We start from the raw sequence: 17,905 nt of genomic DNA on the forward strand, positions 1-17,905 counted from the left end.
ATAAAAATCAATGTTTGGTAATGGTGATTTCTGTAGGCTGGAACCATTGTTTTTTCGGGAGATCTTGTTCGATTGAAAAAAAACCTTTTTCAGATTCAAGACTTAAAAATACAGAAATTGAATGAAAGTCTGCACGACTGATCAATAAGTCCTGCGCGGAAAGCGTCCATTTTTCACCTGAATCAAGAACTGCAATTTGCTCAGAGATTTGATCTAACATATCCATTTTATGTTCCTAGTCATGCAATTTTGAAGAATTCAAAAATTGTTTTGATCATCAAAAGATTAAAACATGACTATGATGTGACACTTTCATGTCAATTTAATGACATCTTAAATCACAAAAAATACTAAGGTTATCCGTTATTCTTCTTTAGAGAATTGTGAATTTTTCAAAATGTAGGCAATTTCTTCATCTGAGGCTGCTTTAAGTTTAGCTCTAAAGTCTTGAACCGCTTTTTCAATCCAGGTTTCTGCTTCAAGCTCTAAACGTAAGCGCACACTTTCTAGTTCAGACATGATTTGATGGTCTGCAATTTTAAAATGATTATTTGCATAATCTGTCGCAGGTGTATTGGGATTTTTGGTATAGCGTTCAGTATGTTTTGAAATCTCAGAAAGAATGTCTTCACGTAAAGCAGCAAGAGAAACAGTTTGCTGTTGATATTGGCGTATTTCATCATCTAACAGTTGCTGATTATATTGCTTTTGTAGTGCTCTTTTTTCAGCTAAAGATTTTTCTAAAGCCAATTGTTTACGAACACGTGCCTCTTCGATCAGTTGAGCTTTGAGATCTGCATAAGCTTGTTCAACTTTAAGCTGTGCGACTTGCATGGCACGTTTGTCATTGTCCATCCATGCTTGGAGATTTGACTCAGGACTTAACAAATCACAAATGCGATTGAGATCATCTAGATAGGTTTGGCGTACAGCCTCAGGTGCGTCTAGCCAACGCTGTTTAAAATCTTGACCTACATTCAATGCCACCATGCATCTCCTTTTGAGATTTGAAAATACTTTTAGAGTTTAAATGTTTGAGGGGAGAAGCCTAAACGTCGGTATGTTTTGTATTTTTCACGACCGATTTGTTTAGCAGGCTCATCATTTTCAACAATTTCAATAATGTGACTAAATTGTGCAGCTTGTTCAAGTGCTTGATTGTTAAAATTAAACACAATCCATTCAGATGCATTGGGTAAATGAGCAGAAATACAGATGGGTGCTGTTTCTTGATCAATCCCATGTGCGAGGAAGCTACTTGCATCAAATTCCCATAGTAAATCATCAAGTTGCTGCTGTATTTCGAGATCAGGACAATGAATCCAAATTTTGGCATGTTGCTTTGAAATCTTGCGGCAGAGACGACAAGTGCTTTGCACTCGTCGTTCTGGGCTTTTTTCAAACAGATAAAAGCTAATTTTAGCCATGGGTTTTCGCACGATTGGCAATGAATTGCATGAGCAATGGTACAGGACGCCCTGTAGAGCCTTTCGCTGCACCTGATAACCATGCTGTTCCTGCCACATCTAAATGTGCCCAACGGTATTCACGTGTGAAACGTTGTAAGAAGCATGCTGCTAAAATTGCGCCTGCTTGAGGACCTGCACCACTGATATTGCCAATGTCTGCAAAGTTTGAATCGAGCATTTCTTGATAATCGTCAATGACAGGAAGTCGCCATACACGGTCAAAGCTTTCCTCACCTGCAACATTGATTTCTTGTGCAAGTTCATCATCTGGCGTAAATAAACCACTGAGTACTTTACCAAGTGCAACTACACAAGCGCCTGTCAATGTCGCAATATCAATCACCACTGCAGGATTAAAACGTTTGACGTAGGTCAGCGTGTCACACAATACCAAACGACCTTCTGCATCGGTATTTAAAATTTCAACAGTCTGTCCACTCATTGTGGTGACAATATCACCCGGACGGGTTGCATGACCTGATGGCATATTTTCAGCAGCAGCAATCGTACCCACCACATGGATCGGTAAGTTGGCTTCACATAAAGCGCGTAATGTACCAAGTACAGAGGCTGCACCGCACATATCAAACTTCATTTCATCCATGCCGATACCAGGTTTAAGCGAAATACCGCCAGTATCAAAAGTAATCCCTTTACCGACTAAGACCACAGGGGCTTGATCTGGATTGGCTTTATATTCAAGGGTAATGACTCGTCCTGGGCGTTCTGAACCTTTGCTGACAGCAAGGAATGAATGCATGCCTAAATCAGCCAATTGCTGTTCTTCGAGTACTGTTACTTTTAAAACATCAGGGAATTCAGCAGCAAGCGCGCGTGCTTGATCTGCTAAATATTCAGGAAAACAGATATTTGCAGGGCAGTTGCCTAAGTCACGTGCAAAGTTTTGACCTTGTTGCACTGCTTCAATCAAACTGATTTGTGCTGCATCAAGGCTAGTTTGTGCAGCAACAAGTTCAACATCAGTGAGCAGAAATTCATTCTTTTTGCTTTTGAACTCATCATAGCCATATGCAGCTTGCGTCAAACTTAAAGCAAAGAGGTAATGTAATTCAGCAGGTAAAGCCGAAATATCAATACTGATTTGTTTGAATTTTTTTTGTGACGCTTTGATAATGATTTGTGAGATTTTTGCTAATTTTGCAGCTTTTAACTCACTTGCTTGACCAACTCCGACTAAAATGCTGTAAGCATTTTGTGTCACTTGACCAACCAGTGTTAACGTTTCCGCAACACTTGCTTTAAATTGTGTTGCGTTAATTGCAGTATCTAAATCTTTGATTTGATAGTTAGAATGTACTTCTGCTAAGTGGTCTGAACTTGCCAAAATAAAAAGTGCTTGGCTTGATGCACTGCTTGTTGCTGAAGTATGAATGCTTAATTTCATATGCGATCTATATGCCTTTAGAGACGTTTGAAAACATTAAACCATTGAAACACTACCAATGATAGAATTTCAATGTGGTTTTATATTTTTAACATTCGGGTAAAATACTAAAACGCATATTCCCCAACTCACTTTGGAAGATTCCCTTGATTATAAGACGTTATCTCGTCAAACAAGTTGTTTCAACATCTTTGGTTGTTGTTGCACTGCTCACACTCATTATGATGGGTGGACGTTTGATCAAGTATTTTGGTGTCGCAGCTCAAGGGCGCTTAGATGCCACGATTTTATTTAGTATTATTGGCTATCGCTTACCTGAATTTTTGACTTTAATTTTGCCGCTTGGCTTTTTTATTGGCTTAATGCTGGTCTTTGGTCGGCTCTATGTAGATCATGAAATGGCGGTTTTAAACGGAAGTGGGGTCAGTAAAATCCAACTTGCACGCTTACTTATTCCATTAACTGTGGTGTATTTGGTGGTACAAAGTGTGTTGATGATTTGGATGTCACCTTGGGGTATTCGTGAATATGAAAAATTAGTATCAACCCAAGCAGTGCGAACAGGTTTTGACTTGGTTCGACCCAAAGAATTTATTTCTTCAGGTCCTTATACCATCTATGCAGGTTCTTTATCTGATGATCGTAAAAATTTAAAAGATATTTTCTTTTATCAGCGAGCGGAAAAAGCAGGTAAACCTGATGTGATGATTTTGGCAAAAGAAGCCACTCGTGTTGAAGTTGCTGATGATACGGCGAATGTTGTAGACCTATTGCAAGGTCGCCGTTACGAAATTTATCCAGGTCGGCCTGAATATACCCAAGCTGAGTTTCAGTCTTATCGTTTACGTTTAGAAAATGACAAAGAAGCCAAATTTGAAAGTAATGAAGTAGAAGCTTTGCCATTTTCTAAGTTACTCAAAAATACTGCCGACCCTGTGATAAGTAGTGAGTTGGGGTGGCGGATTTTTGTACCTTTTAGCATGATTGTGGCATTGATGTTAGCAACAGCATTGTCAGAAGTGAGTCCACGTCAAGGGCGTTATTTAAAACTCTTTCCAGCATTGTTGATTTTTGCCAGTTTAATTGTCGCACTCATGGCGATTAAAACCCGCATCAGTAAAGATGAAATCGGCATGTGGGCATATCCTGCAGTATTGTTATTCTATGCAATTGCTGCTGCATTATTTTCCCGTAAGCAAAAGTTAGCACCTAAAATCAAAAAACAAATTCAGCGAGTGAAATCATAATGTTAGCACGTAAAATTGTCGCCAAGCATGTGGTCAATACGACAGCACTCGCAATGTTGGGTGCAACAGCAGTATTATCGATCTTGCAAATTCTATTTACTTATTTAGGTGAATTGGGAGAGTTAAAAGACGGTTATAGCGCTTGGAATGCTTTCCAGTATGTGATGTGGGGCGCACCGAAATACCTTTATGAGATTCTCCCTATTTCTGCTTTGATTGGTGCGGTTTTGGGGTTAGGCACATTAGCATCGAATAGTGAATTGATTGTAATGCGTGCTTCAGGAATTAGTCTGTGGCGTATTGTGGGTTGGGTCATGCGATCAGCCATGCTATTGGTTGTACTTTCTTTTATCTTGAGCCAATTTGTTGTGCCTTATACCAACGAACAAGCGAAAAGTATCAAAAGTAAACAAAGTGTTGCAGCTTTAGGTGAAGTTAAAGGTTATTGGACAAGAGAAGGGCAGCGTTTTATTTATATTGACTATGCCAACTCAAAAGGTAATTTAAAGCAAGTCCAAGTTGTTGACTTTGATCAAGATTATCGTATGAAATCGCTGTTAAATGCTGAACAAGGCAATTTTGTTGAAAATGGTCAATGGAACCTCAGCCAAGCGACACAAGTAAATTTACAATCAGATGGCCGAGCAACCCTGAACCGTGATCGCCAGCATAATTTTGCTTTAGCATTACAACCTAAATATGTGCATATGGTGACGATTGATCCTGAAGATTTATCACCTAGCCAATTGGTCAGCTTTATGCGCTATATGGATCAATATAGCCAAGTGCCCAAAACATATTTATTGGCATTTTGGCAAAATGTTGGTTCGCCGTTTGCTTTGTTAGCACTGGTTTTGATTGCTTGTTCATTTATTTTTGGACCATTACGTCAGCAGTCTATGGGCTTTCGTTTAGTGATTGCTCTATTTGTTGGACTTGGTTTTTACTATATTCAAGACTTTTTAGGTTATGCGAGTTTGGTCTATTCACCATCTCCTGCATGGTTTGTATTCGTACCAATCGTACTGATGTTTGGTGTGGGTAGTTATTTATTATATCGAGCGAGATAGTAATCTTTCTCATTTAAAATACTGATGGTACTTATAAATGAATACCATCAGCAGCACATAGAGTCTTATCTCAAAAGAAGGTAAGATATGACGATTAATTTGTAAACAGAAAAGAGTGTAAATCATGACGGATGCAACTGCTGGCAAAATCCCTCACGTTCTTGTGATCATGGACGGTGTGGGTCATCGTGAAGCGGTCGAAGATAATGCGTTTTTAGCAGCAAAAACGCCAAATCTAACCATGATGCAAGACAAGCATCCGCATAGTTTAATTTCAGGCTCTGGTGAAGATGTCGGTCTACCTGATGGTCAAATGGGTAACTCTGAAGTCGGTCACATGAACTTGGGTGCAGGTCGTGTGTTGTATCAAGACTTTACCCGTATTACCAAAGATATTCGTGATGGTGCTTTTTTTGAGCATGAAGTTCTTGTCGATGCTGTAGAAAAAGCCAAAGCAGCGAATGGGGCAGTGCACATCATGGGTTTATTGTCACAAGGTGGTGTGCATTCACATGAAGATCATATCGTGGCAATGTGCGAGTTAGCATTGAAACGTGGTGCTAAAGTGTATTTACATGCCTTCCTTGATGGACGTGATACACCGCCACGTAGTGCACAGCCTTCATTGGAAAAACTGGATGCTTTATTTGCACAATATTCAAATCAAGGTCGTATTGCCACCATGATTGGTCGTTATTTTGCCATGGATCGTGACAACCGTTGGGAGCGAGTTGAACAAGCTTACCGTTTAATGACCGAAGGCGAAGCGCTTCGTGTTGTTGACTCTGCGATTGAAGGCTTAGAACAAGCGTATGCAGCCAATGAAAATGATGAATTTGTGAAAGCGACTCGCATTGGTGAAATTGCCAAAGTTTCAGATGGTGACAGCATTGTGTTTATGAATTTCCGTGCTGACCGTGCACGTGAAATCACCAAAGCCTTTGTTGAAAAAGACTTTGCAGGTTTTGAACGTAAAGTTGTACCAAATCTGTCTAAATTTGTCATGTTGACACGCTATCAGGCAACGATTGATGCACCTGTTGCGTATATGCCTGAAGAACTTAAAAATTCAATTGGTGAATACTTATCTTCATTGGGAAAAACCCAATTACGTATTGCTGAAACTGAAAAATATGCACATGTAACATTCTTCTTTAGTGGTGGTCGTGAAGATGAATATCCAGGTGAAAAGCGTATTTTGATTCCATCACCAAAAGTTGCAACCTATGACTTACAGCCAGAAATGAGTGCGCCTGAGGTTACAGAACAATTGGTTGCTGCAATTAATTCAGGTGAATATGACTTATTGGTGGTGAACTATGCCAATGGTGATATGGTCGGTCATACAGGTGTCTTTGATGCCGCTGTAAAAGCAGTAGAGGCTGTAGATACAAGTTTAGGGCGTTTGTATGAAGCAGTGATGGCAAAACATGGGCATATGATTATTACTGCCGATCATGGTAATGTAGAACAAATGCAAGACTATGTCAGCGGTCAGGTTCATACTCAACATACCACTGAATTAGTTCCATTTATCTATGTTGGTCCAACTTCAGCTACAATTGCAGAAGGTGGTGTGTTGGCAGATGTTGCTCCAACATTGTTGAATCTCATGAATATTCCTGTACCTAAAGAAATGCAGGGACGTAATTTAATTACGCTAAATCCATAAAACCAAAAAGGTGAGTGAATGGCTCAAGCTTGGAAATACATTGCTGTTTTAACAGGGTTAATTGCCAGTGGAAGCCATTCTGTTTGGGCTGCGGAGCAATCCGCAGTGCTCGATTTTGATGATGAAATGGAGCAAAGTACAGCCGAAGTCCCCATAGAGTCTATTGAACAATTTGTGCAAATTTATGGCATTGTCAAAGACAATTATGTACAAGAAAAACCTGATGATTTTTTATTTTTACAAGCAATTAAAGGCTTGGTGAGTGGGTTAGATCGCTATTCACGTTATTTAAGTCCAGAAGACTATAAGCAGTTGATGCAATATACTGAAGCAGATTTGGCAACAGTCGACTTTAAACTGGTTTTTGATACACATATGCATCAGTGGCAAATCAGCCAATTAAAAGAAAATTCAGACGCAGCAAAACAAGGCTTAAAAGAAGGCTTCACTGTTTTTAAAATTGATAATCAAGAGCTAAAAAATTTAAATGCAGAACAAGTTGAAGACTTGTTACATGGCTCAATTGGTTCGAGTTTTCAATTACAACTCAACCCGAAAAGCCCTGCGATTACGTTATTACGCAATAAGAAACTAGAAATTGCAGATATTGAGCCTGTGTTATTACACAATCAAGTCTTGGTTTTAAAAGTTAAAGTATTTCAGCAGGATACTGCAAATGAAATCAAGCGTCTTTTAGAAGAGTATAGCGCAGCACGGATTAAAGCGGTATTGATTGACCTACGTAATAATCCAGGTGGATTATTATCATCTGCTGTTGAAACCGCGGATTTATTTTTAAATCAAGGAACGATTGTTTCAACCAAAAGCCGTTCCGAAGGTAATCAACAATTTCAAGCTTTACCCGGCAATGAGTTTACCCAACTTAAAATAGGGATTTTAATTAATAATCGCTCAGCATCGGCAGCAGAAGTATTTACTGCTGCGATGAAAGACCATCAACGTGCGTGGGTGATGGGTGAGAAAAGTTATGGTAAAGGGGTGGTACAAAAGCTTTTTCCATTACCGAATGGTGCAGCCTTACAAATGACGGTATCACATTATTTCACGCCTAAAGACACGAAAATTGATGGCTTAGGGATCACACCAAATCAAGAGTACCCTTGGCATTTAGAAATGAAAGAAGACACATATTTAAATAATGTCTCTGAACTTTTGTTGAAGCATCGTGATTGATGGAAATAGGCTACTGAAACTAAAAAATAATTCAATCTTCATGTTCAGTGTGCACAGCCGATATTTTGAAAACTTATAAAATCTTGAGTTAGCCTGAGTGCAAATTTCTTTACGCTCAGTCTAATCTGAGGGTACTGTGGGTCTACAACCCACAATGTAAGTCTGATAGATGATTAATCTCAGATATTGAGATTAATCATCATCACTGTCTAAGCCAAACTTTTTCAAGCGATAGCGCAAAGAACGGAATGTCATACCGAGTTTTTTGGCGGCTAAGGTTCTGTTCCAATGGGTTTGATTTAAAGCATTTAATAACACTTCTTTTTCCACTTTTTCTAAGTATTGTTCTAAGCCTTCAGTGGGGATCTTCCCAGACGCTTCTTGTGAATTTGTTGAGTTTTCATAACTGATGCCCGTATCTGATTTTTCCACATTAAAATTACGTTTCTGTGAATATTGCAAATGCTCAATACAGATCAGGTGCCCATCACTTAAGGTAATTGCACGTTCAATCATATTGCGTAATTCACGAACATTGCCTAAAAAGGGTTGCGATTGTAAAAAGCGTTTGCCCTCTTCAGACAGTTCTTTATTGGCAATATCCCATTCCAAACAGATATTGTGTATAAAATGTTCTGCTAAAATGAGAATATCTTTGCCCCTTTCACGCAGGGGAGCTAAGTGTAAGTCCATGACATGGATACGGAAAAATAGATCTTGTCTAAATTTACCTTGTTGCACGCGTTCTTCAAGATTTTGATTGGTTGCGCTGATGATGCGAAAATCTACATCGATTTCTTGTTCGCTGCCTAGTGGACGAATTTTCTTTTCTTGTAAGGCGCGTAATAGTTTGGTCTGTGTATTTAAGGATAGTTCCGCAATTTCATCTAAAAATAGACACCCCCCATTAGCCGATTGAATTAACCCCAGTTTATCTTGGGTTGCTCCTGCAAAACTATGACTGACGTAGCCAAAAAGTTCTCGGTCGATGAGTTCTTCAGAAATAGCACCACAGTTAATGACCACAAATGGGCTATCACTGCGATTACTCAGTTTATGAATCAAATTTGCAACGACTTCTTTGCCTGTGCCTGATTCACCTGAAATAAAAACAGGGGCTTGTGAGCGAGCGACTTTTTTAAGGGTTTCCTTCAACTTTAACATGGGCTTAGATTCGCCAATGAGAAGTTGATGCTCTAGTTGCAGATTTTCCTCACTATAATCGATTAAAGGCACGTGCAAGGCTTTGGTGAGCAGTTGGTGTAAATGCTGTTGATTAATTGGTTTATTCACGAAATCAAATGCACCTGCTTTGAGTGAGGCGATTGCAATTTCCATATTGCCATAGGCTGTGAGTACCGCAATGGGTACTTTTGGATAATGCTGTGTCACGTGCTTAACCAACTCTAAACCACTTCCATCAGGTAGGTTTAAATCGGTAATACAGGCATTGTAGTTGTGCTCACTAAAGAACAACTTGGCTTGCTGTAGATGATGTGCAATATGGGTTTTGATGCCCATGCGCGCTAATGTCATTTGCATGAGTACACATAAATCGTGCTCATCATCCACAAGTAGAACTAATGGTTGTCGTGTGGTCATATCCCCAATAACCTAAATTAAATTTTCAATGGGCACTCTATTCGAAAACATGCCCCTTTTTGTTTTTGCTCTATATACATCAACTTGGCTTGGTTTGCTTCACAAATACTCTGCGATAAGTATAAGCCAAGTCCTGTGCCATTGATTTCAGTCGTAAAAAAGGGTTGAAACAATTGTGCAAGATTCTGTCTTGCAATCCCTTCACCGAAGTCTATCACATCAATATACAGATGTTGAGCCTCAGCATGTACTAGAATTTGGATAAAATCAGCATCATGGGCATTATGTCGTATCGCATTACGAACGAGGTTAATCAAAACTTGTCTTAACTGTGATTCATCAAACTGAATCATATAATTTTGCGGCAGGCTTAACGCAATTTGATTTTTTACATCTGCTAAGTCATTGATGAATAAATCTTTAAAAAAAATGTTAAGTTGAATATCGGACATTATGGTTTTTTTATTTTTTGCCATATCTAAGGTTTGTTGAATAATTTGGTTAATACGTTGACTTTGTCGTTCAATCATTGCATTCAGCATTTGGCGTTGCTCAAGATCTGCATCTAAACTTAATTCATTGGCTTGGGCAATCGCGGCTAAGGGATTACGAATTTCATGGGCAATACTTGCAGAGAGTTGTCCAAGAGAAGCCAATTTGAGTTGTTGCACTTTTTGATTTATTTTTTGTGAATCTTCTAAGGTCAACAGCGTTAATGCTTGATGTGGCACAATGAGTTTTTGCACTCGAATATCCACGGTATAATGACTTTGATTCGATTGAAATTGGAAACGTTGTCCTTCTTCCAAAGTTTTGATCTGTAGTAGATCAAATAGCTCTTTTTGAAATTTGACCAGTGAATACTGTTCATTTGCATAAGCATATAATGGGGCGATGCCTAATAATGAACATGCCGCAGGATTACAAACCACAATGCGATAATTTTCGTCTAAAACCAAATAGCCGAGTTCAATTTGTTCTAAAATATAACGGTTAATATTTTGCAGTTTTAATAATTCTAAAGACTGCAATGAGTTAATCGTTTCTAATACTCTAAAGCGCTGAATCGAGACTTGCCCAATACCATAGACGAGAAAGAATAGAAAAGCCAACAGTGCACTATTGCTAATATTATTCAGGTTAGATACATCAAATAATGAGCCAACAAACTGTTGATAAATAACAGCAATAACAGAAACAAGTGTCACAATCAGTGCTTCATTTTTTTTCAATAAAAAATTGGCTGAAAAAACCATGATGACAAATAACAAACTGATTGAAAGACTAGGGCCACCTAAAGAAAAAGTCAGCGTACTTAAAAATATAATATCGACGAGAAAAATTGCAAAAAGCTGCTCAGATATATATCGAGTAAAAAATTTCAGAGAGAGTAATTGTAGAAAACTCAGAAAGCCAAAAATAATTAAGCTATCAAAATACAATTTACTATGTAGGTAGTTGATTCCATTATGTTCAGATGTGAACAAAAAAATAATGATTAAACAAAAAGATAAAGTAAATCTATAAACTGAATATAATGTGCCTAACCGATAAATAGTTTGTTGAAGTGAATTGGATACCGCAGGCCACATCGTATTCATTTTTATACCAAATTTATGGTTTGATTAAACCATAGCGTATTGCTAAATGTGTGAGCTTAACATCACTATCAATACCTAATTTTTCAAAAATACGATAACGATAAGTATTCACAGTTTTGACACTGACAAAAAGTTTATCTGAAATTTCTTGCGCACTGATACAGTTGACAACCATCATTGCCACCTGCATTTCACGTTCAGATAAGGCATCGAAAGGTGAGCTTTGATTGTCGGATAAATACGAACTCGCCAATTGCTCAGCAATATCGGCACTAAAATATTTACCGCCTTGCATGACTTTATTGATGGCACGTACCATTTCAGAGATTGGTGCACCTTTGGTGATATAGCCACGCGCGCCTGCTTTTAACAATAAAGAAGGATAGGGTTCTTCAGCTAAGCCACTTACAGCAAGAACTTTGGTTTCGGGTGCTGTTTGTAATAAACGACGCGTTGTTTCAACACCACCAATACCAGGCATGTTAACATCTAATAAAACCACATTCGGATGCTGCTGTCTGACGATAGCAATGGCTTCTTCACCAGATTCAGCCTGACCAATCACTTGAATATCTGCTTGGTCTTCAAGCATACGGCAGATACCTGTACGTACTAATTCATGGTCGTCTACCACTAAAACCGTGATCACTAAGACCTCCTTATACTTTCAAAAAAGCAACTTTTTTGTTACACAAAGCAAAAAGTACTTGCAATGTCATAACAAAATTAGCAATGCTATTCCTAATCTTTCTTAAGCTTTTATGCACAATGGTGTAGCTAATTTGATTATTCAATATTAGTCATGTTTGAGTATAAATGTAAGTCATAATTGAGGTAATTAGCAATAGTGCAAAAAACCTCCCTGAATGAGTAAGTTACCGTGATAAAGTCAAAAAAAACGTTAATGCATGCCCTGTCTGCAGCAGTGCTACTCAGTTTGAGTTCAGCCAGTTTTGCAGAGCTTGTAATGAATTCTTCGGGGGGAACGCAACGTGCTGCAATGAGCTGGTCAGCTGATGATGCAAGTCAGTTACTCAATGGTGATGTCTCCATCAGCGAAGATGGTGATGAGCCATCACCTGCTGGTTCTGTGACCTTTTTATCTGCACCCGCAACAAAATCATATGGTTCACCTACGGCTGCACCTGTACCACAAACTGTACAAATCAGTGATACCAATCGCTATCTAAACCAACCTTCGGTCAGTGCGCGTGCAGCACTGGTTATGGATGCCAACACAGGTGAGGTACTGTACAGTAAAAATACCAATGCTGCATTGCCGATTGCTTCTATTACTAAGTTAATGACCGCAGTGGTGACAGCAGATGCACATTTAAATATGTCAGAAGACATTATGTTGCAATCCATCGACTTTGCTGGAGCAGGTGGTAAAAATTCAAGTTCAACTTTAAAAGTTGGCGATACCATGAACCGTGCAGAAATGTTACTGGTTGCCTTGATGAAATCTGAAAATCCAGCAGCAGCAGCTTTAGCGCGGACTTATCCTGGTGGTCGTTCTGCATTTATTGCAGCAATGAATGCAAAAGCTCGTCAATTGGGCATGCATTCAACGCATTATACAGAGTCTACAGGTTTAGACCCTCGTAATGTTTCATCTGCTCGTGATTTGGGTATTTTGGTGAGTGCAGCTTCACAATACGGTTTGATTCGTCAATTCTCTACTACAGCACATTATGACTTTAATCTTGGTTATCGTATTTTAAAATCTAACAATACCAATGCAATGGTGCGTAATGGTGGTTGGAACATTAATATTTCAAAAACAGGTTATATTAATGAAGCAGGGCGTTGCGTCGTGATGCATACGACTGTAAATAACCGTCCTGCTGTTGTGGTCTTGTTGGGTGCAAGCACTTCACAATCCCGTACGAATGATGCAACCAATCTATTAAATTGGGTGAGTAATTTACCAAAACGTATCTAATCATGAGATATGAAAAGGCTCCTACTAAATGGAGCTTTTTATTATGAGCGAATAGCATTAATTTTCAGATCATAAAAAACCTGCACTTGGCAGGTTTTTTTATGATCTATTCAAACTTTACATATTTGAAAGAATAGAATCACGAACTTGATTCAGTTCAGCATCAATAGATAACATGACTGCATCAGCACATTGTTTGATGGCTGTATCAGGGTCTTTTAAGCCGTTACCTGTTACAGTACATACGATCACAGAACCTTCAGCAATTTTACCTGCTTTAATATCACGGATTGCACCACCGATAGATGCAGCAGAAGCAGGTTCAACGAATACACCTTCATACATAGAAAGTAAACGTTGCGCTTCTAAAATTTCAGCATCTGTTAATTCATCAAACCAACCATTTGAATCACGAACGACTGCTTTAGCATGGTTAAAGCTTTGTGGATTACCAATACGGATTGCAGTAGCAACAGTTTCAGGGTTTTCTACAGGACCGCCACGTAAGAATGGTGCAGCGCCAGATGCTTGGTAACCAACCATGATTGGGCGACCTTCTGGGTTTGGACCTGTAAATTTGTCAGTTTCAGCATCATAAACCACTTGCTCAAACTCTTCTGCTGGCTGATCAGCAACTGCTTCGGTATAACCCATCCAGTGTGCAGTGATGTTCCCTGCGTTACCAACTGGCAAGCAGTGATAATCAGGTGCACGACCCAAAGCTTCTACGATTTCGTAAGCAATAGTTTTTTGACCTTGTAAACGGTAAGGGTTGATTGAGTTTACAATTGTTACAGGTGCTTGGTCTGCAACTTCTTTAACAAGACGCATACCATCATCGAAGTTACCATGAATTTGTAAAGTCACAGCACCATACATCATGGATTGCGCCATTTTACCCATCGCAATTTTGCCTTCTGGGATTAAAACAAACGCTTTGATGCCTGCACGTGCAGCATAAGCGGCAGCAGCAGCAGAGGTATTACCTGTAGATGCACAGATGATTGCTTTAGAGCCTTCTTCTACAGCTTTTGTTACAGCCATGGTCATACCACGGTCTTTAAATGAACCAGTCGGGTTTAAGCCCTCATACTTCACATAAATTTCAACATTTTTACCAATAAGACGTGGGATATTATCTAATTTAATGAGTGGAGTATTCCCTTCATTTAAAGAGATAGCACGTGTAGTTTTAGATACTGGTAAGCGGTCACGATAGCGATCAACAAGTCCTGTATAGCGATTTGCATTAGACATGAGGGTGTTCCAAGTGTTATGTAGAGCAAATAGAGATATTTGTTAACTTTCCTAAATTACGCATTTCCAATGAATTTATTCGCGTAATCACTCCCCTTAGCATAAATAAGAGGAGTTTAGGAAAATTTAAACCCGATTAGTTATCAAGCAATTCTAAACGAATTCGTACGATTTCGCCATGAATCACAGGTAAAGCTTGAATTTGAGATAAAGCTTCGTTCATTTTTGATTCAACGACTGGATCAGTTAAAATCACAATAGGAATCAAATCTTTTAAGCGCGGTTGCTGCATGATGGCATCAATACTGATCCCTGCACGGCTGAGAATGGTCGTAACATCAGCAAGTACGCCTGTTTGGTCTTCAGCATTGATACGGATATAGTAACCCGTTGTCATTTCGTCACTTTCTAAAATTGGTAGGTCTGAAAGTGCCTCAAATGCCAGTTGTGGAATCGTTCCTGCGCCATCTTCTGTATAAATAATGTCACGAACAATATCAACCACGTCAGCAATGACCGCAGACGCAGTAGGACCCGCACCCGCACCTGCGCCGTAGTACAGTGTTGGACCAACAGCATTGGCTTGTACCAAGACTGCATTTTTTACACCATTTACATTGGCGATCAATTCTTCTTCAGGAATTAAAGTTGGATGTACGCGCAGTTCAATACCTTTTGCTGAACGGCGAGCAATACCTAAATGTTTAATACGATAACCGAGTTCTTCAGCATATTTGACATCTTGTGCTGTGATTTTAGTAATCCCTTCGGTATACACTTTGTCAAATTGTAATGGAATACCAAAGGCACAAGACGCAAGAATAGTCAGTTTATGTGCAGCATCGATTCCTTCAACATCAAATGTTGGATCTGCTTCAGCATAACCGAGCTCTTGTGCTTCTTTAAGTACATCATCAAACGCACGACCTTTTTCACTCATTTCAGTCAGAATGAAGTTGCCTGTACCGTTAATAATGCCTGCGAGCCAGTCAATTTTGTTGGCTGCCAAACCTTCACGAATCACTTTGATGATTGGAATACCGCCAGCAACTGCAGCTTCATACGCGATTTGTACATGATGGTCATCGGCTGCTTTAAAGAGCTCATTACCATGTTCTGCAAGCAAGGCTTTATTGGCAGTGACCACTTGTTTACCATGTTTAATGGCTTCCATAATCACTTCATAAGCAGGATGAATACCACCCATGACTTCAACAACAACATCAACATCAGGTTGACGAACGATATCAAGGAGATCCGAGCTTTGTTTGACGCTCGCAGGTAAGTTTAGATCTGGGCGTGGGCGACGTGTTCCCACATAGGTAATTTCAATTTCACGACCGGTGCGACGTCTAATTTCAGCAGCGTTTTCTTGTAATAGTTTAAGGGCACCACCACCTACGGTTCCAAGACCGAGTATTGCCAGACGTACTGGTTTCACGTCACACTCCAAAATATATAAAAATTTTATTCGCCTTAGATCATAGCTAAAAAATGCGTCAGACTCTAGAGGCTGACGCATCTTTATATTTTGCTATAAAAAATAGTAAATTAACTTATAAATATAGGTTATTTAAGGCGTGCAGCTAGATCATCAGCCGTCATATATGCACCGATATGTTCACCTTCAGCATTGTAGATTGCAGGTGTGCCATTTACGCCCATTTTTAAGCCAAGTTCATATTGTGCACGAACTGGATTTTGGCAGCTTGCAGGTGGAAGTTGTACGCCTGCAATGGCTTGGTCAAAGGCTTCTTGGCGGTTGGCACTACACCACACACTTTCCATCGCAGGCATAAACTGTTCACCACGTGGCCAAGCGATATAACGGACTTCAATGCCTTTGGCATTAATTTCAGGAATTTGCTCATGTAGTTTATGGCAGTATGGGCAGCTTGCATCGGTAAAGACATAGATCACATGTTTGGTTTTGCCTTTGGCAGGGTAGACCAATAAGTCTTCAGTTTTTAATTGTGTTAAATACTTTTTATTTTCCGCCGCTTGTAATGAGTCACCAATACTGCTGAGTTCTTTACCCCCCAAACGGATCACATCACCTTGGATTAAATATTTACCATCACCTGTGGCATAGACTGAACTCATACCTTCTAGACTCACCCAATATAAATTAGGCATCTCAGTGGGTTTTACATCTAAAATTTTGGCATTAATGTTGGCTTTCTTTAAATGGCCTTGTAGCGTTTGGATTAAGCGTTGCTGTGCATTACGTTCAGTCAAATTTGATGCTTCGCCCGTCGCAGGTGCAGTCGCTGTCAAAGTATCATCTTTTTTTGCATCAGGAGATTTAGAGCAAGCGCTGAGTGTAAGGCCACTCGCAAGCATACAAGCAAGCATTAATTTTGAACGTTTTAGTTGCATAAATAACTCTTTTGTTTGTTCAGCGTGATTTTTAGAAATACGTTTTGAATGAAGAAGCATAGCAAAAAAATGAATGGCATACGTTAAAACTTGATTAAGGGCTGTAAAACGACGATATATAAAATTTAGAATTAAGCCCGTGGATGATGTTGTGCATGCAGCTGTTGCATGCGGACTTGAGCAACATGGGTATAAATTTGTGTGGTCGATAAATCACTATGTCCAAGTAACATTTGTACGACACGCAGGTCTGCCCCATGATTGAGTAAGTGTGTTGCAAAGGCGTGTCGAAGTGTATGTGGTGACAGTTCTGTTTGAATATTGGCTTGTAAGGCATAACGTTTAATCGCATACCAAAAATTTTGTCGACTCATGATGCCGCCATGTTGGGTGAGAAATAAATAATCCGTACTACTTTTATAAAGTTGAGAGCGGGCTTCATTTAAATATTTTTCCACCCATTCACAAGCGATTTGTCCTAAAGGCACTAAACGCTCTTTATTGCCTTTACCCACAATGCGTAAATAGCCTTGTTTTAAATTAATTAAATCTAAACGTAAATTCAGTAGTTCACTGACACGTAAACCACAAGCGTATAGTACTTCTAGCATTGCACGGTCACGTAGTCCTAAAGCGGTTGTTAAATCAGGGGCTTGAATCAGCGCATCGACATCTTGTTCCGAAAGATCTTTAGGCAGGGCACGTCCAATTTTTGGGGTTTTATGTGCCACCATGGGATTGTCTAGACGGATTTTTTGTTCACGTAAAAATTTGTAAAAAGAACGCAAAGCAGAAAGACTACGGGCAATAGAGCGGGGGCTTTTGCCTTGTTTGGTCAAGTTAATCATGACATCGGAAATATCATCATGTGACCATGTGGGTAAATATTGCGTTGAGCATTCACTACATTGAATGAGGTCAGAAAGATATGCATTACGGGTGTGTGGGCTAACCGTTTGGGCAATTAAATAGTCTTTATAACCATTTAAAAAGCTCAAGTGTTCAGGAATCGTAACAGCCGTAGGAGTGCGGGGTTTTTTATTGAGCATTATGGAAAACGACGA

16 protein-coding genes are annotated in these 17,905 nt (G+C 39.3%); 5 read left to right on the plus strand and 11 right to left on the minus strand.

Going from position 1 to position 17,905, the window contains the following annotated elements:
* Nucleotides 1-7: 7 nt before the first annotated feature.
* The 4 genes from G0028_RS01805 to G0028_RS01820 all read right to left on the minus strand — a co-directional run bounded on the left by G0028_RS01805 (nucleotide 8) and on the right by G0028_RS01820 (nucleotide 2,874).
* Nucleotides 8-226, minus strand: coding sequence for a hypothetical protein (locus G0028_RS01805; RefSeq protein WP_130074484.1), 219 nt, complete (start codon nucleotides 224-226; stop codon nucleotides 8-10).
* A gap of 137 nt (nucleotides 227-363) precedes the next feature.
* Nucleotides 364-990 (minus strand): hypothetical protein, encoded by a 627-nt coding sequence (locus tag G0028_RS01810; protein ID WP_218946242.1) that lies wholly within the window; start codon nucleotides 988-990, stop codon nucleotides 364-366.
* 29 nt (nucleotides 991-1,019) lie between these two features.
* Nucleotides 1,020-1,427 carry a DNA polymerase III subunit chi gene (locus G0028_RS01815; protein WP_130074485.1) on the minus strand — a complete coding sequence of 136 codons (408 nt, stop codon included), beginning with the start codon at nucleotides 1,425-1,427 and terminating at the stop codon, nucleotides 1,020-1,022.
* Nucleotides 1,420-2,874, minus strand: coding sequence for a leucyl aminopeptidase (locus G0028_RS01820; protein ID WP_180044941.1), 1,455 nt, complete (start codon nucleotides 2,872-2,874; stop codon nucleotides 1,420-1,422). Before G0028_RS01820 ends, G0028_RS01815 begins: the two co-directional genes overlap by 8 nt.
* Nucleotides 2,875-3,020: 146 nt before the next feature.
* On the opposite strand from G0028_RS01820, the gene lptF reads away from it, so the two are divergent.
* The 4 genes from lptF (at nucleotide 3,021) to G0028_RS01840 (ending at nucleotide 8,057) form a co-directional block, all read left to right on the plus strand.
* Nucleotides 3,021-4,121: an LPS export ABC transporter permease LptF gene (gene lptF / locus G0028_RS01825; RefSeq protein WP_130074487.1), complete on the plus strand. Its 1,101-nt coding sequence runs from the start codon at nucleotides 3,021-3,023 to the stop codon at nucleotides 4,119-4,121.
* Nucleotides 4,121-5,191: an LPS export ABC transporter permease LptG gene (gene lptG, locus G0028_RS01830; RefSeq protein ID WP_180044940.1), complete on the plus strand. Its 1,071-nt coding sequence runs from the start codon at nucleotides 4,121-4,123 to the stop codon at nucleotides 5,189-5,191. Before lptF ends, lptG begins: the two co-directional genes overlap by 1 nt.
* 124 nt (nucleotides 5,192-5,315) lie before the next feature.
* Complete coding sequence (gene gpmI, locus G0028_RS01835; protein ID WP_180044939.1) at nucleotides 5,316-6,863, plus strand: 2,3-bisphosphoglycerate-independent phosphoglycerate mutase; 1,548 nt, start codon at nucleotides 5,316-5,318, stop codon at nucleotides 6,861-6,863.
* An 18-nt stretch (nucleotides 6,864-6,881) separates the two neighbouring features.
* Entirely contained in the window at nucleotides 6,882-8,057 is a 1,176-nt protein-coding gene (locus tag G0028_RS01840; protein WP_180044938.1) for a S41 family peptidase, read from the plus strand.
* A 192-nt stretch (nucleotides 8,058-8,249) separates the two neighbouring features.
* Here the strand turns inward: G0028_RS01840 and G0028_RS01845 are convergent, their stop codons facing one another.
* Genes G0028_RS01845 through G0028_RS01855 form a run of 3 tightly spaced genes read right to left on the minus strand, consistent with a single transcriptional unit; the run spans nucleotide 8,250 to nucleotide 11,909 of the window.
* Entirely contained in the window at nucleotides 8,250-9,659 is a 1,410-nt protein-coding gene (locus tag G0028_RS01845; protein ID WP_180044937.1) for a sigma-54-dependent transcriptional regulator, read from the minus strand.
* Between the two features lie 17 nt (nucleotides 9,660-9,676).
* The gene (locus G0028_RS01850; RefSeq protein ID WP_130074532.1) at nucleotides 9,677-11,251 is read right to left on the minus strand and encodes a sensor histidine kinase; all 1,575 of its coding nucleotides are present in this window, start codon (nucleotides 11,249-11,251) and stop codon (nucleotides 9,677-9,679) included.
* A gap of 22 nt (nucleotides 11,252-11,273) precedes the next feature.
* Nucleotides 11,274-11,909 (minus strand): response regulator, encoded by a 636-nt coding sequence (locus G0028_RS01855; RefSeq protein WP_130074492.1) that lies wholly within the window; start codon nucleotides 11,907-11,909, stop codon nucleotides 11,274-11,276.
* Between the two features lie 231 nt (nucleotides 11,910-12,140).
* Here G0028_RS01855 and G0028_RS01860 point away from each other — a divergent pair, with 231 nt between their 5' ends.
* The gene (locus G0028_RS01860; protein ID WP_130074493.1) at nucleotides 12,141-13,205 is read left to right on the plus strand and encodes a D-alanyl-D-alanine endopeptidase; all 1,065 of its coding nucleotides are present in this window, start codon (nucleotides 12,141-12,143) and stop codon (nucleotides 13,203-13,205) included.
* 117 nt (nucleotides 13,206-13,322) lie between these two features.
* On the opposite strand, the gene thrC is transcribed toward G0028_RS01860, so the two are convergent.
* From thrC to xerD, 4 genes are all read right to left on the minus strand, one after another.
* On the minus strand, nucleotides 13,323-14,462 hold the full coding sequence (gene thrC, locus G0028_RS01865) for a threonine synthase (RefSeq protein ID WP_107008527.1): 1,140 nt from the start codon (nucleotides 14,460-14,462) through the stop codon (nucleotides 13,323-13,325).
* 136 nt (nucleotides 14,463-14,598) lie between these two features.
* Nucleotides 14,599-15,903, minus strand: a complete 1,305-nt coding sequence (locus G0028_RS01870) for a homoserine dehydrogenase (RefSeq protein WP_107008526.1) — start codon at nucleotides 15,901-15,903, stop codon at nucleotides 14,599-14,601.
* Between the two features lie 128 nt (nucleotides 15,904-16,031).
* Nucleotides 16,032-16,841, minus strand: coding sequence for a DsbC family protein (locus G0028_RS01875; protein ID WP_130074494.1), 810 nt, complete (start codon nucleotides 16,839-16,841; stop codon nucleotides 16,032-16,034).
* 131 nt (nucleotides 16,842-16,972) lie between these two features.
* Entirely contained in the window at nucleotides 16,973-17,890 is a 918-nt protein-coding gene (gene xerD / locus G0028_RS01880; RefSeq protein ID WP_174493446.1) for a site-specific tyrosine recombinase XerD, read from the minus strand.
* Nucleotides 17,891-17,905 lie beyond the last annotated feature (15 nt).

This window comes from Acinetobacter piscicola, assembly GCF_015218165.1.
GTDB classification, from domain to species: Bacteria; Pseudomonadota; Gammaproteobacteria; order Pseudomonadales; family Moraxellaceae; genus Acinetobacter; species Acinetobacter piscicola_A.

What these genes read in the sequence shown, in the direction of transcription:
- gpmI (WP_180044939.1), top strand. Translation starts at nt 5,316, where the DNA reads ATGACGGATGCAACTGCTGGCAAAATCCCTCACGTTCTTGTGATCATG.
- G0028_RS01810 (WP_218946242.1), bottom strand. Translation starts at nt 990, where the DNA reads ATGGTGGCATTGAATGTAGGTCAAGATTTTAAACAGCGTTGGCTAGAC.
- G0028_RS01845 (WP_180044937.1), bottom strand. Translation starts at nt 9,659, where the DNA reads ATGACCACACGACAACCATTAGTTCTACTTGTGGATGATGAGCACGAT.
- xerD (WP_174493446.1), bottom strand. Translation starts at nt 17,890, where the DNA reads ATGCTCAATAAAAAACCCCGCACTCCTACGGCTGTTACGATTCCTGAA.
- G0028_RS01820 (WP_180044941.1), bottom strand. Translation starts at nt 2,874, where the DNA reads ATGAAATTAAGCATTCATACTTCAGCAACAAGCAGTGCATCAAGCCAA.
- G0028_RS01805 (WP_130074484.1), bottom strand. Translation starts at nt 226, where the DNA reads ATGGATATGTTAGATCAAATCTCTGAGCAAATTGCAGTTCTTGATTCA.
- G0028_RS01815 (WP_130074485.1), bottom strand. Translation starts at nt 1,427, where the DNA reads ATGGCTAAAATTAGCTTTTATCTGTTTGAAAAAAGCCCAGAACGACGA.
- thrC (WP_107008527.1), bottom strand. Translation starts at nt 14,462, where the DNA reads ATGTCTAATGCAAATCGCTATACAGGACTTGTTGATCGCTATCGTGAC.
- lptG (WP_180044940.1), top strand. Translation starts at nt 4,121, where the DNA reads ATGTTAGCACGTAAAATTGTCGCCAAGCATGTGGTCAATACGACAGCA.
- G0028_RS01840 (WP_180044938.1), top strand. Translation starts at nt 6,882, where the DNA reads ATGGCTCAAGCTTGGAAATACATTGCTGTTTTAACAGGGTTAATTGCC.
- G0028_RS01850 (WP_130074532.1), bottom strand. Translation starts at nt 11,251, where the DNA reads ATGTGGCCTGCGGTATCCAATTCACTTCAACAAACTATTTATCGGTTA.
- G0028_RS01875 (WP_130074494.1), bottom strand. Translation starts at nt 16,841, where the DNA reads ATGCAACTAAAACGTTCAAAATTAATGCTTGCTTGTATGCTTGCGAGT.